The sequence below is a fragment of the Streptomyces sp. NPDC048172 genome (assembly GCF_043202595.1).
In the GTDB taxonomy this organism is placed as follows: Bacteria; Actinomycetota; Actinomycetes; order Streptomycetales; family Streptomycetaceae; genus Streptomyces.
In genome coordinates, this window is record NZ_JBIDAT010000004.1 from 598,934 (window position 1) to 614,625 (window position 15,692).

Consider the following 15,692-nt stretch of genomic DNA (forward strand, 5'->3'; position numbering starts at 1 on the left):
GAACCGGGCGGGGCACCGTCGCGTTCGAAGCCGTTCGTAGGGTTTACCTGGGCCGTACGGCCCAGCCCCCCGGCATGTCTACCGGGGGGATTTTCGTACTTATCGGTTCGTGGTCGCATGACGACCACACGACTCAGACGTACACGGGGCGTCGCCGCGGTGCTCGCCGCCGCCGCGCTCCTCGGTTCCCTCGCGAGCTGCGGGGACGGCGGCACGGTGCGCCCCTCCGAGGGGCACGGCCGGGCCGGGGAGGGCGCGGACCGGAGCAAGGGCAAGTCCCCGGCGGCGGCGCGGGCGGCGCAGGAGGCGCGGCGCGGCTTCTCGCTCGTCGCCACCGGTGACCTGCTCGTCCACGACTCGATCATCCGCCAGGCGCGGGCCGACTCGGGCGGCTCGGGCTACGAGTTCCGTACGATGCTCGCCGCCGCGAAGCCCATGGCGAGCGCCGCCGACCTCGCGATCTGTCACATGGAGACGGTCTACGGCAAGGACGGCGGGCCCTTCACCGGCTATCCGGCGTTCATGACCCCGCCGCAGCTCGCGCAGGCCGTCAAGGACACCGGCTACGACTCGTGCTCCACGGCCTCCAACCACACCCTGGACGCCGGGGGCGAGGGCGTGAAGCGGACCCTCGACGCGATGGACCGCGCCGGGCTGCGGCACGCGGGCTCCGCCCGCGACAAGGCCGAGTCGGCCCGTCCCGCGATGCTGCGCGCGGGCGGCCCGGGCGGCGCGAAGGTCGCGCAGCTCGCGTACACGTACGGCACCAACGGCATCCCCCTCCCCGAGGGCAAGCCGTGGACGGTCAACATGATCGACCCGGCGCGGATCATCGCCGACGCGCGCGCGGCCCGTAAGGCCGGGGCCGACGTGGTGGTCGTCAGCATGCACTGGGGCACCGAGTGGCAGGAGGCCCCGGACGCAACGCAGCTCTCCGTGGCCAAGCGGCTCACCGCCTCACAGGTTGGTGGTCGTAAGGACATCGACCTGATCCTCGGGACCCACGCGCATGTGCCGCAGGCGTACGAGAAGGTCAACGGCACCTGGGTCGTCTACGGGATGGGCGACCAGATCGCCGGGAAGATGAACGACCCGCGCGGCACGATGGGCTCCGCGGCCCGCTTCACCTTCGCGCCGCCCCGCGAACGGGACGGCGCGTGGACGGTCCGGAAGGCCGAGTTCCGGCCCTTCCTGATGGAGACCACGCCGCGTCACACGCTGGTGGACCTCGCGCCGCCCGCCGCCCGGAAGGCCGCGTACGAGCGGCAGCGCGCGTACAAGACCATCTCCGACGCCGTCCTCAGCCGGGGCGCCGCGAAGGACGGGCTGCGGGTGGGCCAGTAACCGGGTCAGCACGTCTCGCGGTACGGGACGTCCGGGAGCGAGGCCTTCCACTGGGCCGGGGTGAGGCCGCCGTGGGCGCGGGCGCAGACCCGCGGAGCGACCTGTTCCGGGGAGGCCGGGAAGAGGCGTACGGGCGTGTGGGTGCCCGCGGCCTGGAGCGTGGCCCCGTCGGAGCTGAAGCCGAGGGCGGTCAGCGGGTCGCGGCCCGTCGGCATGGCGGTGCCCAGCGGCTGGTGGGAGGCCGTGTCCCAGAGGCGGAGGGTGCCCTCGTCGCCCGCGACGGCGAGGGTCGCCCCGTCCGGGGAGAAGGCGAGGGCGCTGACGGGTTCGGGGGTGGCGCCGCCGAGGTCGCGGGAGGTGCCGGTGAGGAGGCCGAGGCTGCGGCGGCCGCGCCCGTCCCAGAGGGTGACCCGGCCGGACTCGTCGCCCGCGGCGAGATAGCGGCCGTCGGGGCTGTAGGCGACGGTGCTCGTCTGGTCCTGGGTGAGGGCCCGGCGGAAGTGGCGGCCCGTCCCGGGGTTGAGGAAGTGGCCCTGGGTGGTGGCGACCTCGTTCCGCAGCGGGTGCGGGGCGAGTCCGGAGCCGCCGGTGTGCCGGATGGTGCGCAGCCGCTTCCCGCTGCGGGTGTCCCAGGCTTCGACGAGCTCGTTCTCAGGGATGCGGGAGACGAGGAGGGTGTGGCCGTCGCGGGCGAAGGCCATGCCCTCGGCGTCGTTGAGCCGGAGGCGTTCCTTGCCGTGCGGGGAGATGTCGAGGCTGCGGACGCGGCGCTGGCGCTGGCTGTCCCAGAGGCTGATCCGTTCCTTGACCCCGAGGTCGTCCATGGGCCTGCTGGCGCCGTAGGCGAGGGTGCGGCTGCCGCCGTTGAAGGCGAGCAGGGGCATGCAGTCCATCGCCCGCTCGCGGTGGCCGACGCCCTGCCCGCCGGGGTGGTGGCAGCCGGTGGGCGGCAGCCGGTCGGTGACCTGGCCGGTGCGGCCGTCGCGCATCTCGAAGGCCAGGCCCTCCGCGGTGTGCCGTGCGGTGGCCAGGCGGCGGCCGTCGGGGCTGAAGACGGCGTACCGGGCGCCCGTCCCCCGGTGCCGGTCCCGGTGGACCCCGGCGAGCGAGAGGGAGCGGACGATCTGGCCCTTCCCGGCGAGGTAGCGGATGACGCCGTGCTCGGAGTCGATGCCGATGTCGCCGACGAACTCGCTGACCAGGGGGTAGCGCAGGATCGACCGCCGGGGCCCGTCGCGGCGCCAGACGACCAGCTCCTCGGTGTCGGTGGCGGCGATCAGCCGTCCGTCGGTGCTGACGGCCATGGAGCTGAGGCCGCGCAGCTTGTACGAGCGTCCCTTCTCGCCCGTACGCGCGTCGCGGGCGTGGATGCCCTCGCCGTCGAGGGAGAGGAGGTCGCGGCCGTCGGGCGTGAACTCGACGAGGTTGCCGCCGCAGGCGTCGCGCCGGGCCTCCTCCGGCCAGTCGGAGCCGGTGCGGCGCGGCTTCTCCGCCTCCTCACCGGCGTCGGGGTCCAGGCTCCACAGTTCGAGCGGGCGGCCGTCCGCGCAGACGGCCGCGTGTGCGCCGTCCGTGGAGAGCGCGGCGGAGGGGCCGTTCTGCCGGGTGGGGAAGTGCCGTTCGAGGATCTTGCGGCCGCGGCGTACGTCCCAGAAGGTGAGGACGTCCCGCTCGGGGGTGTCGTTGCTCAGGGCCAGCACGCGGCCGTCGTGGCTGATCCCGACGGCCGTGCCGCGGGCCCCGTGCAGCCGCCGCGCGGGTTCGCGCCGGGTGAGGTCGCGGGCGCTGATCCGCATCTCCTCGTCGCTGTTGATCAGCGTGCGGCCGTCGCGGCTGAGCAGGGAGCCGCCGGAGGAGGTGGGGTCGGAGCCGGTGCCGGGGAGCGCGGCGATCCGGCGGTGGCCCGGCACGTCCCAGCGCTCCGCCCTGCGGCGGTCGGTGCTGACGACGGTCCGGCCGTCGGCGCTGAGGAACCGCTCGGTCTCGCCCGCCGAGTCGCCGCCCTGGGTGCCGCCGGGGAGGGTCAGCGCGTCGGACTCGGGCTGGGAGAGGGCGCCGAGCAGCGCGGAGCGGGTCTCGGGGGTGTCGGCGAGGCGCCAGGCGGCGACGGACAGCCGCATGGCGCGCCGGGGTTCGGAGATCCGCATGCTGTCGGCGACGGCCGCGATCCTGCGGGCCTCGGCCTCGATGTGCTGCCGGTCGTTCGTCCGGGTCTGCTGCCAGGCGACGACGCCCGCGAGCATGGCGAGGACGAGCAGCGCGCACAGCGCCGCCGCTCCCCCGCGCAGCCGCCGCCGCTCGCGGACCCGGGCGGCCTGGCTGGCGGCGAGGAAGTCCCGCTCCAGGCGGCTGAGTTCGCCGTCGTCGACGGGCAGTCCCGCGAACCGCTCCTCGACGGCGGCGAGCCTGCTGCCCCGGTAGAGCGCGCCGGGGTCGCGGGCCAGCTCCTCCCAGGTGCGGGCCGCCTCGGTGAGGCGGCGGTGGGCGCGGAGCCGGGCGCGGTCCTCCTCGATCCAGGCGCGCAGCCGGGGCCAGGAGGTGATCAGGGCCTCGTGGGCGAGGTCGACGGTGTCCTCGTCGAGGGTGAGCAGACGGGCGCGGGTGAGGCGTTCGAGGACGAGCGCGGTGTCGGGGTCCTCCCCCTCCGCCCCCTGGGCGCAGGCGAGTTCGTCGCGGGCCGCGGGGCGGCGGGTGTCCTCGGCGCCCTCGCCGGGCGCGATGAGGCGGAGCAGGATGCGGCGCGCGAGGGTGGCCTGCCGGGGCGACAGCTCGGAGTAGACCCGCTCGGCGGTCTGCGCGACGGCGCCGTGGACGCCGCCCGCCGCCTCGTAGGCGTCCAGCGTGAGCGTACGGCCCTTGCGGCGGCGCCAGGTCTCCAGCAGGACGTGCGACATCAGCGGCAGGCCGCCGGGCTCGCCCTGGGTCTCGCTCACCAGGCGCGCGGTGAGGGGGCGTTCGACGATCAGGCCGCGGGCCGCGGCGGGGCGGACGATGGCCTCGCGCAGCTCGCCGGGGCTCATGGGGCCGACGAGGAGGTTGGCGTCGCGCAACGCCTCGGTGAGGCCGCGGTGTTCGGCGCAGCGCCCGTAGAAGTCGGCGCGTACGGCGATCACGACGCGCAGCCTGCTCCCGGGGTCGCGGGCGGCGAGGAGCCGTTCGAGGAAGCGGGAGCGCTCGTCCGCGTCGTGACAGAGGGTGAAGATTTCCTCGAACTGGTCGACGAGGACCCAGGTGTCCCCCTCCCCGTCCGCCGCGTCGAGCGCCCTCGCGTGCGTACGGCCCGGGTGCGGGCCCGGGGTGAGGATCCGCACGGCGGCGGGCCGCGCGACGCCCCCGTCGTCACCCTCCTCCCTCCCGTCCCCCTCGCCCCGGAGGCGGGGTATGAGGCCCGCGCGGAGGAGGGAGGACTTGCCGCTGCCGGAGGGGCCGAAGACGGCGGCGAAGCGCTTGTCCCGTACGAGTTCGAGGAGTTCGGCCGTCAGCGCCGTACGGCCGTGGAACGCGGCCTCGTCGCCGGGCTCGAAGCGGGCCAGGCCGCGGTACGGCGGCTCCTCCGTCTCGTCCTCGGGCGCCGTCGGCGCGGTCGCGCGCGCGGTCTCCTCCTCCGAGGCCTCGCGCCAGCGCCGCTCCCACTCCTCGCGGTCGCCGCCGCACGCGGTGGCGTACGCGAGCGCCACGGACAGCGACGGCAGCCGGTCGCCCGCCGCGGCCTGGGAGAGCGTGGTCACGGAGTAGTCGCAACGGGCCGCGAGCCGGCGGTAGGTCGGACCGCCCGCCTCCTGGCGGAGCTTGCGCAGCTCGTACGCGAAGTGCTGGACCGGGCCCTCGGCCGGATCGACCGGTGATTCCCTGCGCCCCACCTCTCGGGTTCCCCCCTCTGCCCCTTTGCCCCCGTCGTCCCTTGTTCCCCCGGTCTGCCGCCACCGTACGGGAATTGTTCGGAGTGCTGGTCAGGGGGTGCCGAACAACCGGAAGACGGCTGGAATCGGTGCGAAGCGCACGGCGGGGAGCCGTGCGGAGGAGCACATGCAGGGGGCTGACCACATGCCTGACGAGGGGGACTCGAAGACCACGGGGGAACCCGGGGAAGGGCCGGGGGAAGAGGCGGCGCGCACGCGGGCGTCCGACCAGCGCTCGGCGGTGCGCCGCATGCTGTGGGGGACGGTGGTGGCCGTCGCGGCCACGGCGGGACTGATCGCCGTCACCGTCCCCCTCAGCGCCTCGGGCGACGACGCCGACGGCGGCGGGGGTGCGGGCGCGGGCCGGGGCGGGACGAACGCCTCGTCCCAGGAGCCCGCACGCGCCGAGGCCGCGCCCGATCAGGACGAACCGGGGCAGGGGCGCGAGCCGCTGACGGAGAGTGAGCGGGAGAAGGCCACGAAGGCGGCGCTCGCCGGGGACACCTCGCTCCGCGCGACGAGCGAGAACGTGCGGGGCGAGCAGGGCCCGCCACAGCATCTGACGACCGATCTGACGGACGAGGGAGACGGCGGGCGTACGGCGGAGGTCTACTTCTACGACTACAAGGACGACACCGCCGTCCACAAGACGGTCGATCTCGCCAGCGGCAAGGTGACCGCGTCCGAGACCTCGAAGAACACCCAGCCGCCGCCGTCCCTGACGGAGGCGCGCGCCGCGGCGGCGCTGCTGATCAAGGACAAGCTCGGGGAGGGGCTGCGCGCGGACTATCAGCGCGCCCGGGGCGAGGAGCTGACCCGTGACACGCAGCTCGCCGTGCGGGGCCTGACCTACCGGCCGCACGACGACCCCTCGGGGCCGCTCGCCTCCTGCGGACAGGAGCGCTGCGTGCGGCTGTTCACCCGGGTCAAGGGCGGCCCGTGGATCGACACCAAGAACTTCGTCATCAACCTCAGCGACCGGTCCGTGCACCGGATCGGCACCGACTGAAGGGGGAGCCACCACCCATGCGCACCAGAATGACGCCCGGAAGGGCTGCTGGAAGGACGTCGGGAGGGACCTCTGGCGGGGCCCCCGGAAAGGCCCCTCGCCGGACGGCCACCCTCGCCGCCTCGGCCGCCGCGGTGCTGACCGTTCCCGCGCTGGCGGCGGTCCCCGCGGCCCCGGCCGCTGCGGCCCCGGGCGCCCCGAACCCCGACTGCCGTACGTCCAACGCCATCCAGCAGACGATGCGCGGCGGCGGCGTGTGGCGGATGTGCTGGCACACGACCAGCACGGCCGGGCTCGTCCTGGAGGACGTCTCCTTCCAGCCCAAGGGCGAGGCCAAGCCGATCACCGTCCTCAAGAGCGCGAAGCTCGCGCAGATCCACGTGGCGTACGACAACGCGGTGGCGGAGTACGAGGACCTGACCGAGATGACGCTCGGGGACTACCCGGAGCCGCTGCGCGGCAAGGACTGCCCGGGCGGCACGCTGAAGAAGATCCCGCGCATCGACGACGAGTCGGACGAGCCGCGCCATAAGATGGTCAACGGGCTGTGCGTCACCACGGCCGAGCGCGGCTTCGCGTACCACGGCAACAGCGGCGACGTCGGCGAGACGGCCAACAAGAAGGACGCCGAGCAGGGCCAGGACCTCGTCCTCTACACCGTCAACTCGGCGGGCTACTACCACTACATCAACCAGTGGAACTTCTCCGACGACGGCACCATCACGCCCAAGGCGGGCGCCACCGGCAACCTCTCGCCCGATGACTTCGACGCCTCCGACAGCAAGGGCTGGCCGGTGGGCAAGGGCGGCGCGAAGGACCGCGCGGTCAGCCACCACCACAACATCTTCTGGCGGCTGAACTTCGCCCCGGACGGCGCCCCGGGCCGCGTCGAGCAGTACGACACCAAGCACACGGGCTCCAAGGACGGCATCCCCACCTACGACACCTCGCGCACCAAGGTCGCCAAGGAGAAGGGCGGCGACACCAACCCGAAGACGGCGCGCTGGTGGCGGGTGGTCAGCAAGAAGGGCAAGAACGCGGACGGCCACGCCCGCTCCTGGGAGCTGGTCCACCACAACCCGCGCAAGTACGCGGGACGCCCGTTCACCAAGTACGACGTGTACTTCACGCAGTACAAGAAGAACGAGCAGTACGCGAGCGGCAACAACGACTTCGGCCAGGGCCGCCCCGCGCACCTGGGCAAGTTCCTCAACGGTGAGCAGCTGGGGCACCCGATCACCTGGGTGAACGTGGGCTTCCACCACATCGCCCGCGACGAGGACCAGACCCCGATGCCGGTCCACTGGCAGGGCTTCTCCGTCGCCCCGCGCGACGTCACGGCGATGAGCCCGCTGACCCCGGAACGCCTCCAGAAGCCGCGCTACAACGGCAAGCCGCAGTACCCGGACGAGTAGGGGTGTGAGCGGGACGACGCCGGAATCCCCGGCGCCCGGGGTGGCACCGGGTGCCGGGGTGGGTCGTATCGTCTAGGGCACCGTTTCCGCAGCGAGGAGTGCCCATGATTCCAGCCGTCGTCCATTCCCTGCGCGAGCAGATCCGCGAGCACATCGTGGAGGGCATCGTGAGCGGGCGGTGGAAGCCCGGGGAGCGGATCGTGGAGCGGCGGATCGCGAGCGAGCTGGAGGTCAGCCAGACGCCGGTGCGCGAGGCGCTGCGCGAGCTGGAGACGCTGCGGCTGATCGAGTCGGCGCCGAACAAGGGCGTGCGGGTGCGCGAGCTGTCCCGGGCCGACCTGGAGGAGATCTACCCGGTGCGGGCCGGTCTGGAGCAGATCGCCGCCGAGCTGGCCGCGCCGCGCCTGGCGGGCGACGTCTCGGCGCTGCGCCCGCACGTCGACGCGCTGTACGAGGCGGACCGGCAGGGGAACGGCGAGGCGCAGGTGCGGCACACGGTCGCCTTCCACCGGGAGCTGGTGCGCGCGGCCGGGAACAGCGTGCTGCTGCACACCTGGGAGAGCCTGGGCATCGAGGTGTGGACCGCGCTGTCGATCCGCTGGCTGGGGACGGTGCAGCAGTCGTACGCGGAGGAGCACGAGGCCGTGCTGGCGGCGCTGGAGCGGGGTGACCCGGGGATCGGGATGCTGGTCAAGCAGCACGTGCTGGGCTGCGCGCCCGCGCCGCGCCCCTGACCGCGCCCTGACCGCGCCCTGACCGCGTCCGTAAGCGCGCGGGACCGTTCCGTCCGTAGGCCAGAACCTGACACCGAGTGCCCGATTTCGGGGCACGGAATGCCAATTTCGCCTTGCGGGCGTTTTTTACCCTCCGATGCTTTGATCGATCATCGATCACAGGCGTAAGGTCCCCTTCGTTGGGTCCCCCTGTCCTGCCCAGTCAGGGTCGCTCCCGTCCCCCGGGAGTCCTTCTCCCAACCGCACAACTGTCCGCCCGTCCGGAAGGTGGCCACCATGCCCGATGCCGTACGCCCGCCGCAGCCCAGTGAGCTGGACCAGCTCCCGGACCGCGACCCCCAGGAGACCGCCGAGTGGCGGGAGTCGCTGGACGCCGTGACCGCCCATGCGGGCGAGGAGCGTGCCGCCTACCTGCTGCGCCGCACGGTGGAGCACGCCGAACGGAGCGGGCTGCCCGTCTCCGGACCGCTGGAGTCGGAGTACGTCAACACGATCCCGACCTCCGCCGAGCCCGACTTCCCGGGCGACGAGGCGCTGGAGTCCCGGATCACCGCCTGGAACCGGTGGAACGCGGCGGCCATGGTCACCCGCGGCAGCCGTGACGGCCTCGGCGGCCACATAGCCACCTACGCCTCCGTCGCCTGGCTCTACGAGACCGGCTTCCAGCACTTCTTCCGCGGCAAGGAGGGCGAGGACCGCAGCGGCGACCAGCTCTACCTCCAGGGCCACGCCTCCCCCGGCATCTACGCCCGCGCCTTCCTCGAAGGCCGCCTCACCGAGGCCCACCTCGACCGCTTCCGCCGCGAGGCCGCGCCGGGCCCGGTCGAGGGCCTCCCCTCGTACCCGCACCCGCGGCGCCTCCCCTGGCTGTGGGAGTTCCCGACCGTGTCCATGGGCCTCGGTCCGCTCTCCGCGATCTACCAGGCGCGGTTCAACCGCTACCTGCACCACCGCGGCATCAAGGACACCGCGAACTCGCACGTCTGGGCCTTCCTCGGCGACGGCGAGATGGACGAGCCCGAGTCGACCGCCGCGCTCGCCCTCGCGGGCCGCGAGCAGCTCGACAACCTCACGTTCGTCATCAACTGCAACCTGCAGCGCCTCGACGGCCCGGTCCGCGCGAACTTCAAGATCGTGCAGGAGATGGAGTCCCAGTTCCGCGCCGCGGGCTGGAACGTGATCAAGTCGCTGTGGGGCTCCGCCTGGGACGAGCTGTTCGCGCTCGACACCACGGGCGCGCTGGTGCGCCGCCTGCGCGAGGTGCCGGACGCCCAGTTCCAGACGTACGCCACGCGCGACGCCGCCTACATCCGCGAACACTTCTTCGGCGCCTCCCCGGCCCTCGCCGAACTGGGCAGGCTGGTGACCGACGACAAGATCGTCGAGCTCTTCCAGACCTCCCGCGCCGGTCACGAGCCCCGCAAGGTCTACGCGGCCTACCGCGCGGCCGTCGCCCACGAGGGCGCGCCGACCGTGATCCTGGCCCAGACGGTCAAGGGCTGGACCCTCGGCCCGGGCTTCGAGTCGCGGAACGCGAACCACCAGATGAAGAAGCTCACCGGCAAGGAGTTCCGCGCCATGCGGGACCTGCTGGAGCTGCCGATCCCGGACAGCAAGCTCGACGACGAGGTCGTCCCGTACGCCCACCCGGGCCAGGACTCCCCCGAGGTGCGCTACCTCCACGAGCGGCGCGCGGCCCTCGGCGGCCCGGCCCCGGCCCGCAAGGTCCACGCGGTCGGCCTCCCGACGCCCTCGGAGAAGCCCTTCGAGGCGCTGAAGAAGGGCTCGGGCTCGCAGGAGATCGCCACCACGATGGCGTTCGTCCGCCTGGTCAAGGACCTGATGCGGGACAAGGAGACCGGCAAGCGCTGGGTCCCGATCGTCCCGGACGAGGCCCGCACCTTCGGCATGGAGTCGCTCTTCCCGTCCGCCGGGATCTACTCCCCGCTGGGCCAGACGTACGACCCGGTGGACCGCGACCAGCTCCTCTATTACAAGGAGGCCAAGGACGGTCAGATCCTCAACGAGGGGATCACCGAGGCGGGCTCGCTGGCCGACTTCACGGCGGCGGCGACGTCGTACGCGACGCACGGCGAGCCGATGATCCCGTTCTACATCTTCTACTCGATGTTCGGGTTCCAGCGGACCGCCGACCAGTTCTGGGCGCTCGCCGACCAGCTCGGCCGCGGCTTCGTCATCGGCGCCACGGCGGGCCGTACGACGATGACGGGCGAGGGCCTCCAGCACGCCGACGGCCACTCCCACCTGCTGGCCTCCACCAACCCGGCGGCGGTCTCCTACGACCCGGCGTTCGCGTACGAGGTCGGGGCCATCGTCAAGGACGGCCTGCGCCGGATGTACGGCCCGGACGCGGACCAGCAGGAAGACCTCTTCTACTACCTGACCGTCTACAACGAGACGAAGGTCCAGCCCCCCATGCCGGAGGGCGAGGGTATCGAGGAGGGCATCCTCAAGGGCCTCTACCGCTTCCGCGAGGCGGAGTCCGCTGGCGCGGACGCCCCCCGCATCCAGCTCCTGGCCTCCGGCACGGCGATCCACTGGATCCTGGAGGCGCAGAAGATTCTGGCCGAGCAGTGGGGCGTGGCCGCCGACGTATGGTCGGCGCCGTCCTGGACGGAGCTGCGGCGCGAGGCGCTGGACTGCGACGCGGCGGCCCTCCGCGGCGAGGAGCGCGTGCCGTACGTCACGCGGGCCCTCTCCGGAGCGCCGGGTCCCGTCCTGGCCGTCTCCGACTGGATGCGCGCGGTCCCGGACCAGATCAGCCCCTGGGTCGAGCAGGACTGGACCTCGCTCGGCACGGACGGCTTCGGCCTCTCCGACACCCGCGACGAGGCCCGCCGCCACTTCGGCGTCGACGCCGAGTCCATCGTGGTCGCCGCGCTGGCCCAGCTCGCCCGCCGCGGCGACGTCAAGCCGGATGCCGTGCGGCGCGCCGCCGAATCCTACGGCCTGGCCTGAGCCTCCCCGCTTCTGGCCCCGATCGGCCCCTCACCCCTCCTCGGGGTGGGGGGCCGATCGGCGTTTGGGCGTCTCCGGTTCCTCGACGGAGAGGGTGACCCGCTGGCGCGGGTCCGTGGAGCGCGCGGAGCACGAACGACGGTTGTCCGGGTCGGCGTCCCGTTCCCAGAGCCGCTCGTCGATGGCCCCCTTGATCGTCATGAGATCGAGCTTCCACAGCGCGTACGTCGTAGAGACGTTCACCTGCTGGAGAGCCACCAGGATCTCGTGCTCATGGTCGGCGTCCTCGAAAATCTCCTCCAGTTTGGCGACGGCCTCGGCCACGGTTTTCCGGTGCCGTAGTTGGACTTCGTCGTTATGAACGTCTGACGGGATCGCCTGTGCCATGTGCAGCAACGTTGCGCGTGATCGCCGGAGGCGGCGCACCTCGTCATGCTTCTGCTCCTCTGGCGTCAGCCGGTCGTCCTCGTTCGGCTTTCCCCGGTCCGCCGTCAACGCGCGAGCGCACCGCAGACGAGTGCCGTGGCGTAGGAGGTGCCCCGGATCTCCTTGGCCCGGCCGTCGGAGAGCCAGCGGGTTCCGAGCGGGTCCCCAGCGACGCCCCCGTACGCACCGACGGAGTGCGGCTGTCCGGAACTGCACGACGGTGACGCGCAGTTGTAGTCCGCCTCCTCGCCGGACCAGTCGAGGCCGACGGCGACGAGAACGCCCGGCAGCGTGGCCGGATAGCTCATGGGCACGCTCTCGCCGTCGTTCCCCGCAGCGCATACGACGACCGGGACGCGCTGCCCGTGCTCGGAGTTGTGGTCGAGCACCTGGTGCATCGCCCCGGTCGCCGTACCGCCCTCGCAGGGGTCCACGGTGGCCTTGAGCGGGACGCCGACGACATGGAATCGGTCGATCATGCCGGTCGCCCAGCCCAGGGCGCACAGCAGCGTGGCCGACCTGCACTGGTCCTCGTCGCGCTCGAAGACCCGGAGGCAGGTGAGGTCGGACTCGGGTGCCGCTCTCCGCACGAGGCTCGCCACCGAGGTGCCGTGCCCGTTGTGGTCGACCGGTGCCTCCGCCTCGCACGTCCGGCTGCCGAATCGGTACTGCGTGGTGGCGTCCTGATCTCCCGTGTCGATGACGGCGATCCGACGGGGCCTGGGCCAGGACCCGACGAACGCGGCGCCCAGCGCGTCGGGCGGTACGGCGATCCGGGGAGAGCGCAGCGCCATGTCCAGCCGATCCGGCCTCCACTCGACCTGCCACCGGCTCTCCGTGCCGGTGCCTCCCTGTGCCACGGGCCGCAAGTAGTAGCCGCGCTCGACGACGACGTCGGTGATCCCGGCGCCCGGCAGTACGCGGCGGAGCCGGGCGACGAGAGCGGGACCGGCGTCCGGCGGATGCCTGACCTCCGCGACGCGCAGTATGCGGGCGTCCGCCGGGGTCTCCGGCGGAACCGGGTGGATGCGAGGCGGCAGGACATGACGCAGGCTGCCGCTGCCCATGAGGTCGGCCCAACGGGCGATCACCGTCTCCAGGGAATCCAACGGGCCGACCAACGTCGAGAAGATGACCGGCGGATCCGCGCCCTGTTCCGGGTAGGCACCCCTTCGCGGCGGTACGGGAACGACCGTATGCGGGGTCACCGTTGTCGTTCGGGTCGCGGAACGTGTCATTGTCCCCACCCCCTCGCGGGGCCAGAATCGTAGTCCCGGTCACTCGCCAGGTCACCCTTCCAGGGAGCGGGCCATGGACAACGGGACAGTGGTGTACGCCAGTGAGTTTGTGCGGCCGACCGATGAGGCGGTCGCGCTGTGGGAACTCGCCCCGAGGGAGCACGATCTCCCCCGGCTGAAAGGCAACTGCCCTACGTGCGGGCACGAATGCCGCATCGCGCCGTCCGCACAGGTGGTGCACGGCGGAGCGCCCTCCGCCGGGGACGACGCGCCCGTGCCGTCGCTGCCGGTCATGATCCTCTGCAACTGCCGGAAGCTGCACGAGCGCCCCGAGGGCGTACGCGCGGGATGTGGCCGGTACTGGCTCGCGCGGCTCACTCGGGACCCGGGGACCGGCACGTACGCGCTCGGCATCGAGACGAACCTCGACCTGCTGCCCGCCGCCGAGGCGCTGCACGACGCGCAGGCCGGGCAGAACGCGCGGATCCAGGCGATGGCCGAGAAGTGGACGGGCGCCATCACAGCGCTGTGCGGGCTGCTGTCCGTGGCGGGGATCGCGGCGTCCCGGCAGACGACGGCCGGGCTGGGGACCGGCGCGAAGTGGGGTGTCGCCGCGGTGCTCGCCGTCAGCCTGGCGCTGGCGGCGAGCGCCGTGGTGCTGGGAATGAGGGCCGTACAGCCCTTGCCCCGGGTCCTGGAATTCAAGGATGCCGAGGATCTGACCGCCTTCCACGAGGAGCGGCAGGGTTACGCCCGGCGCGCCGCGCGGCAGTTGGTGTCCGCCATCCGACTCGCGTTCGGCGCGCTCGGGGCCGCCCTCGTGCTCATGGCCCTGGTCTGGTTCCTGCCTCGCCAGGGCGGTGCGTGAGGGCGGCCCCGAGGGGCGGAGCGAGGGCGTCAGCCCTCCTTGTGGCCCCGCAGCTTGAGGACGGCGGCGATCAGGCCGCCCCAGACGATCACGATGGACGCGGTCATCATCACGATGGCGCCAGTCGACATCAGTGGGCCTCCTCTTTCTCCTGGGAGGGGGAAGGGGACGATTCGGGCTCAGCGTCCGTGTCCGCGTCCGTGTCCGACGCGGGCGCGTTCCGCCAGGGGACGAGCGCGAGGAGGGCGCCGATGAGGAGGGCGCCGCCCGCGACGCCCCAGCCCGCCCAGGCGAGGAAGCCGGTCGGCATGCCGCCGTAGTTCTCGTCGAACTCGGCGCGCAGGCTGTCGACCATCATCCAGCCGAGCACGAGCGGCGTGACGACGCCCAGGCAGACGCGCCACCACAGGCCCATGCGGACGGCCGACGTGGCGTTGGCGTGTTCGCCGAGGGGGCCGACGCGGCGCAGGACCCAGGCCGTGACGACGAGGAAGACGAGCGCGGCCAGCGCGATGCCGTACTGGTTGATGAAGTGGTCGACGGCGTCGAGGATCGAGAGGCCCGCATCGGTCGGGAAGACCGCGAGGGAGGCGACGGCGATGGCGCCGCCGACGGTCAGGACGGCGGGGACGCGGCGCATGCCGGTGCGGTCCTGCACCGCGGAGACGACGACCTGCACGATGCTGACCAGCGAGGTGATGCCCGCGATGGCCAGCGAGACGAAGAAGAGGACGCCGAAGAGCGCGCCCATCGGCATCTCGGAGATCACGGTCGGGAAGGCGATGAAGGCGAGGCCGACACCGTCGCTGACGACCTCGTTGACGGCGACGCCGTTGGCCTGGGCCATGAAGCCGAGCGTGGCGAAGACGCCGATGCCCGCGAGGATCTCGAACGAGCTGTTGGCGAAGCCCGCGACGAGCGCGGAGCCGGAGAGGTCGGCCTTGCGCCCCAGGTAGGAGGCGTAGGTGACCATGATGCCGAAGCCGATGGAGAGCGAGAAGAAGATCTGCCCGTAGGCGGCGATCCAGACGCTGCCGTCGGTCAGCGCGCCCCAGTCGGGCGAGAAGAGCGCGTCGAGGCCCTTGGAGGCGCCGTCCAGGGTGACGGCGCGGACGACGAGGGCGCCGAAGAAGAGGACGAGCAGCGGGATGAAGATCTTGTTCGCGGTCTCGATGCCGCGCCGCACGCCCAGCGCGAGGATGACCAGCACGAGGGCCCAGACGCCGAGCAGCGGCCAGAAGACGCCGGCGACGAACTCGGAGGGGCCGCCCGGCTCGGCCGCCGCGTGCAGGAAGTCGCCGGAGAAGAAGGACTCGGGGTCCTTGCCCCACTCCTTGCCGACGGAGAAGCCCGCGTAGCGCACGGCCCAGGCGACGATCACCGCGTAGTACGAGGCGATGATGAAGCAGATCGCGACCTGCCACCAGCCGATGGCCTCGGCGGGCCGGGATATCTGGCGCAGCGCCGCGGGTGGTGATCTGCGGTATTTGCGGCCGATGGTGTATTCGAGGATGAGCAGCGGGAGTCCCGCTGTCAGGAGCGCGATCAGATAGGGCAGCAGGAAGGCCCCGCCGCCGTTTCGGTACGCTTCGGCCGGGAATCGCCAGATGTTCCCGAGTCCTACGGCGGATCCGATCGCGGCGAGCAGGAACCCGGCCCGGGAGCCCCACTGTTCACGATTTTGCTGTTCCATAAGTCAATCCTTGTCGAACGTTGAAACTTACGGAACGTTAACAGCGCTCCCCCGCGTACCAGGCAGAATGTCCATCATGCGAGCGTC

11 protein-coding genes are annotated in these 15,692 nt (G+C 72.4%); 6 read left to right on the plus strand and 5 right to left on the minus strand.

Going from position 1 to position 15,692, the window contains the following annotated elements:
- Nucleotides 1-117: 117 nt before the first annotated feature.
- A complete protein-coding gene (locus ACGF3A_RS20455; protein ID WP_393731626.1) occupies nt 118-1,344 on the plus strand; it encodes a CapA family protein in 1,227 nt (408 codons plus the stop codon).
- A gap of 5 nt (nt 1,345-1,349) precedes the next feature.
- Here ACGF3A_RS20455 and ACGF3A_RS20460 read toward each other — a convergent pair whose 3' ends face one another.
- Nucleotides 1,350-5,204 (minus strand): DNA-binding protein, encoded by a 3,855-nt coding sequence (locus ACGF3A_RS20460; RefSeq protein WP_393731627.1) that lies wholly within the window; start codon nt 5,202-5,204, stop codon nt 1,350-1,352.
- Between the two features lie 184 nt (nt 5,205-5,388).
- Between ACGF3A_RS20460 and ACGF3A_RS20465 the strand changes: the two genes are divergently transcribed.
- From ACGF3A_RS20465 to aceE, 4 genes are all read left to right on the plus strand, one after another.
- Complete coding sequence (locus tag ACGF3A_RS20465) at nt 5,389-6,252, plus strand: Tat pathway signal sequence domain protein (RefSeq protein ID WP_393731628.1); 864 nt, start codon at nt 5,389-5,391, stop codon at nt 6,250-6,252.
- Nucleotides 6,253-6,269: 17 nt separating this feature from the next.
- On the plus strand, nt 6,270-7,667 hold the full coding sequence (locus ACGF3A_RS20470) for a copper amine oxidase (RefSeq protein WP_393731629.1): 1,398 nt from the start codon (nt 6,270-6,272) through the stop codon (nt 7,665-7,667).
- A gap of 104 nt (nt 7,668-7,771) precedes the next feature.
- Entirely contained in the window at nt 7,772-8,401 is a 630-nt protein-coding gene (locus ACGF3A_RS20475) for a GntR family transcriptional regulator (RefSeq protein WP_344531332.1), read from the plus strand.
- 276 nt (nt 8,402-8,677) lie between these two features.
- Complete coding sequence (gene aceE, locus ACGF3A_RS20480; RefSeq protein ID WP_393731630.1) at nt 8,678-11,380, plus strand: pyruvate dehydrogenase (acetyl-transferring), homodimeric type; 2,703 nt, start codon at nt 8,678-8,680, stop codon at nt 11,378-11,380.
- Between the two features lie 30 nt (nt 11,381-11,410).
- Here aceE and ACGF3A_RS20485 read toward each other — a convergent pair whose 3' ends face one another.
- Both ACGF3A_RS20485 and ACGF3A_RS20490 read right to left on the minus strand, forming a co-directional pair.
- A complete protein-coding gene (locus tag ACGF3A_RS20485) occupies nt 11,411-11,875 on the minus strand; it encodes a hypothetical protein (RefSeq protein WP_393731631.1) in 465 nt (154 codons plus the stop codon).
- Nucleotides 11,872-13,044 carry a S8/S53 family peptidase gene (locus tag ACGF3A_RS20490; RefSeq protein WP_393731632.1) on the minus strand — a complete coding sequence of 391 codons (1,173 nt, stop codon included), beginning with the start codon at nt 13,042-13,044 and terminating at the stop codon, nt 11,872-11,874. The genes ACGF3A_RS20485 and ACGF3A_RS20490 overlap by 4 nt, the downstream gene beginning before the upstream one ends.
- 73 nt (nt 13,045-13,117) lie before the next feature.
- Here ACGF3A_RS20490 and ACGF3A_RS20495 point away from each other — a divergent pair, with 73 nt between their 5' ends.
- Nucleotides 13,118-13,912, plus strand: a complete 795-nt coding sequence (locus ACGF3A_RS20495) for a hypothetical protein (RefSeq protein ID WP_393731633.1) — start codon at nt 13,118-13,120, stop codon at nt 13,910-13,912.
- Between the two features lie 29 nt (nt 13,913-13,941).
- Here ACGF3A_RS20495 and ACGF3A_RS20500 read toward each other — a convergent pair whose 3' ends face one another.
- Both ACGF3A_RS20500 and ACGF3A_RS20505 read right to left on the minus strand, forming a co-directional pair.
- On the minus strand, nt 13,942-14,043 hold the full coding sequence (locus ACGF3A_RS20500) for a methionine/alanine import family NSS transporter small subunit (protein WP_393731634.1): 102 nt from the start codon (nt 14,041-14,043) through the stop codon (nt 13,942-13,944).
- Entirely contained in the window at nt 14,043-15,605 is a 1,563-nt protein-coding gene (locus ACGF3A_RS20505) for a sodium-dependent transporter (RefSeq protein ID WP_393731635.1), read from the minus strand. The genes ACGF3A_RS20500 and ACGF3A_RS20505 overlap by 1 nt, the downstream gene beginning before the upstream one ends.
- Nucleotides 15,606-15,692 lie beyond the last annotated feature (87 nt).

What these genes read in the sequence shown, in the direction of transcription:
- ACGF3A_RS20455 (WP_393731626.1), top strand. Translation starts at nt 118, where the DNA reads ATGACGACCACACGACTCAGACGTACACGGGGCGTCGCCGCGGTGCTC.
- ACGF3A_RS20465 (WP_393731628.1), top strand. Translation starts at nt 5,389, where the DNA reads ATGCCTGACGAGGGGGACTCGAAGACCACGGGGGAACCCGGGGAAGGG.
- ACGF3A_RS20470 (WP_393731629.1), top strand. Translation starts at nt 6,270, where the DNA reads ATGCGCACCAGAATGACGCCCGGAAGGGCTGCTGGAAGGACGTCGGGA.
- ACGF3A_RS20475 (WP_344531332.1), top strand. Translation starts at nt 7,772, where the DNA reads ATGATTCCAGCCGTCGTCCATTCCCTGCGCGAGCAGATCCGCGAGCAC.
- aceE (WP_393731630.1), top strand. Translation starts at nt 8,678, where the DNA reads ATGCCCGATGCCGTACGCCCGCCGCAGCCCAGTGAGCTGGACCAGCTC.
- ACGF3A_RS20490 (WP_393731632.1), bottom strand. Translation starts at nt 13,044, where the DNA reads ATGACACGTTCCGCGACCCGAACGACAACGGTGACCCCGCATACGGTC.
- ACGF3A_RS20495 (WP_393731633.1), top strand. Translation starts at nt 13,118, where the DNA reads ATGGACAACGGGACAGTGGTGTACGCCAGTGAGTTTGTGCGGCCGACC.
- ACGF3A_RS20500 (WP_393731634.1), bottom strand. Translation starts at nt 14,043, where the DNA reads ATGTCGACTGGCGCCATCGTGATGATGACCGCGTCCATCGTGATCGTC.
- ACGF3A_RS20505 (WP_393731635.1), bottom strand. Translation starts at nt 15,605, where the DNA reads ATGGAACAGCAAAATCGTGAACAGTGGGGCTCCCGGGCCGGGTTCCTG.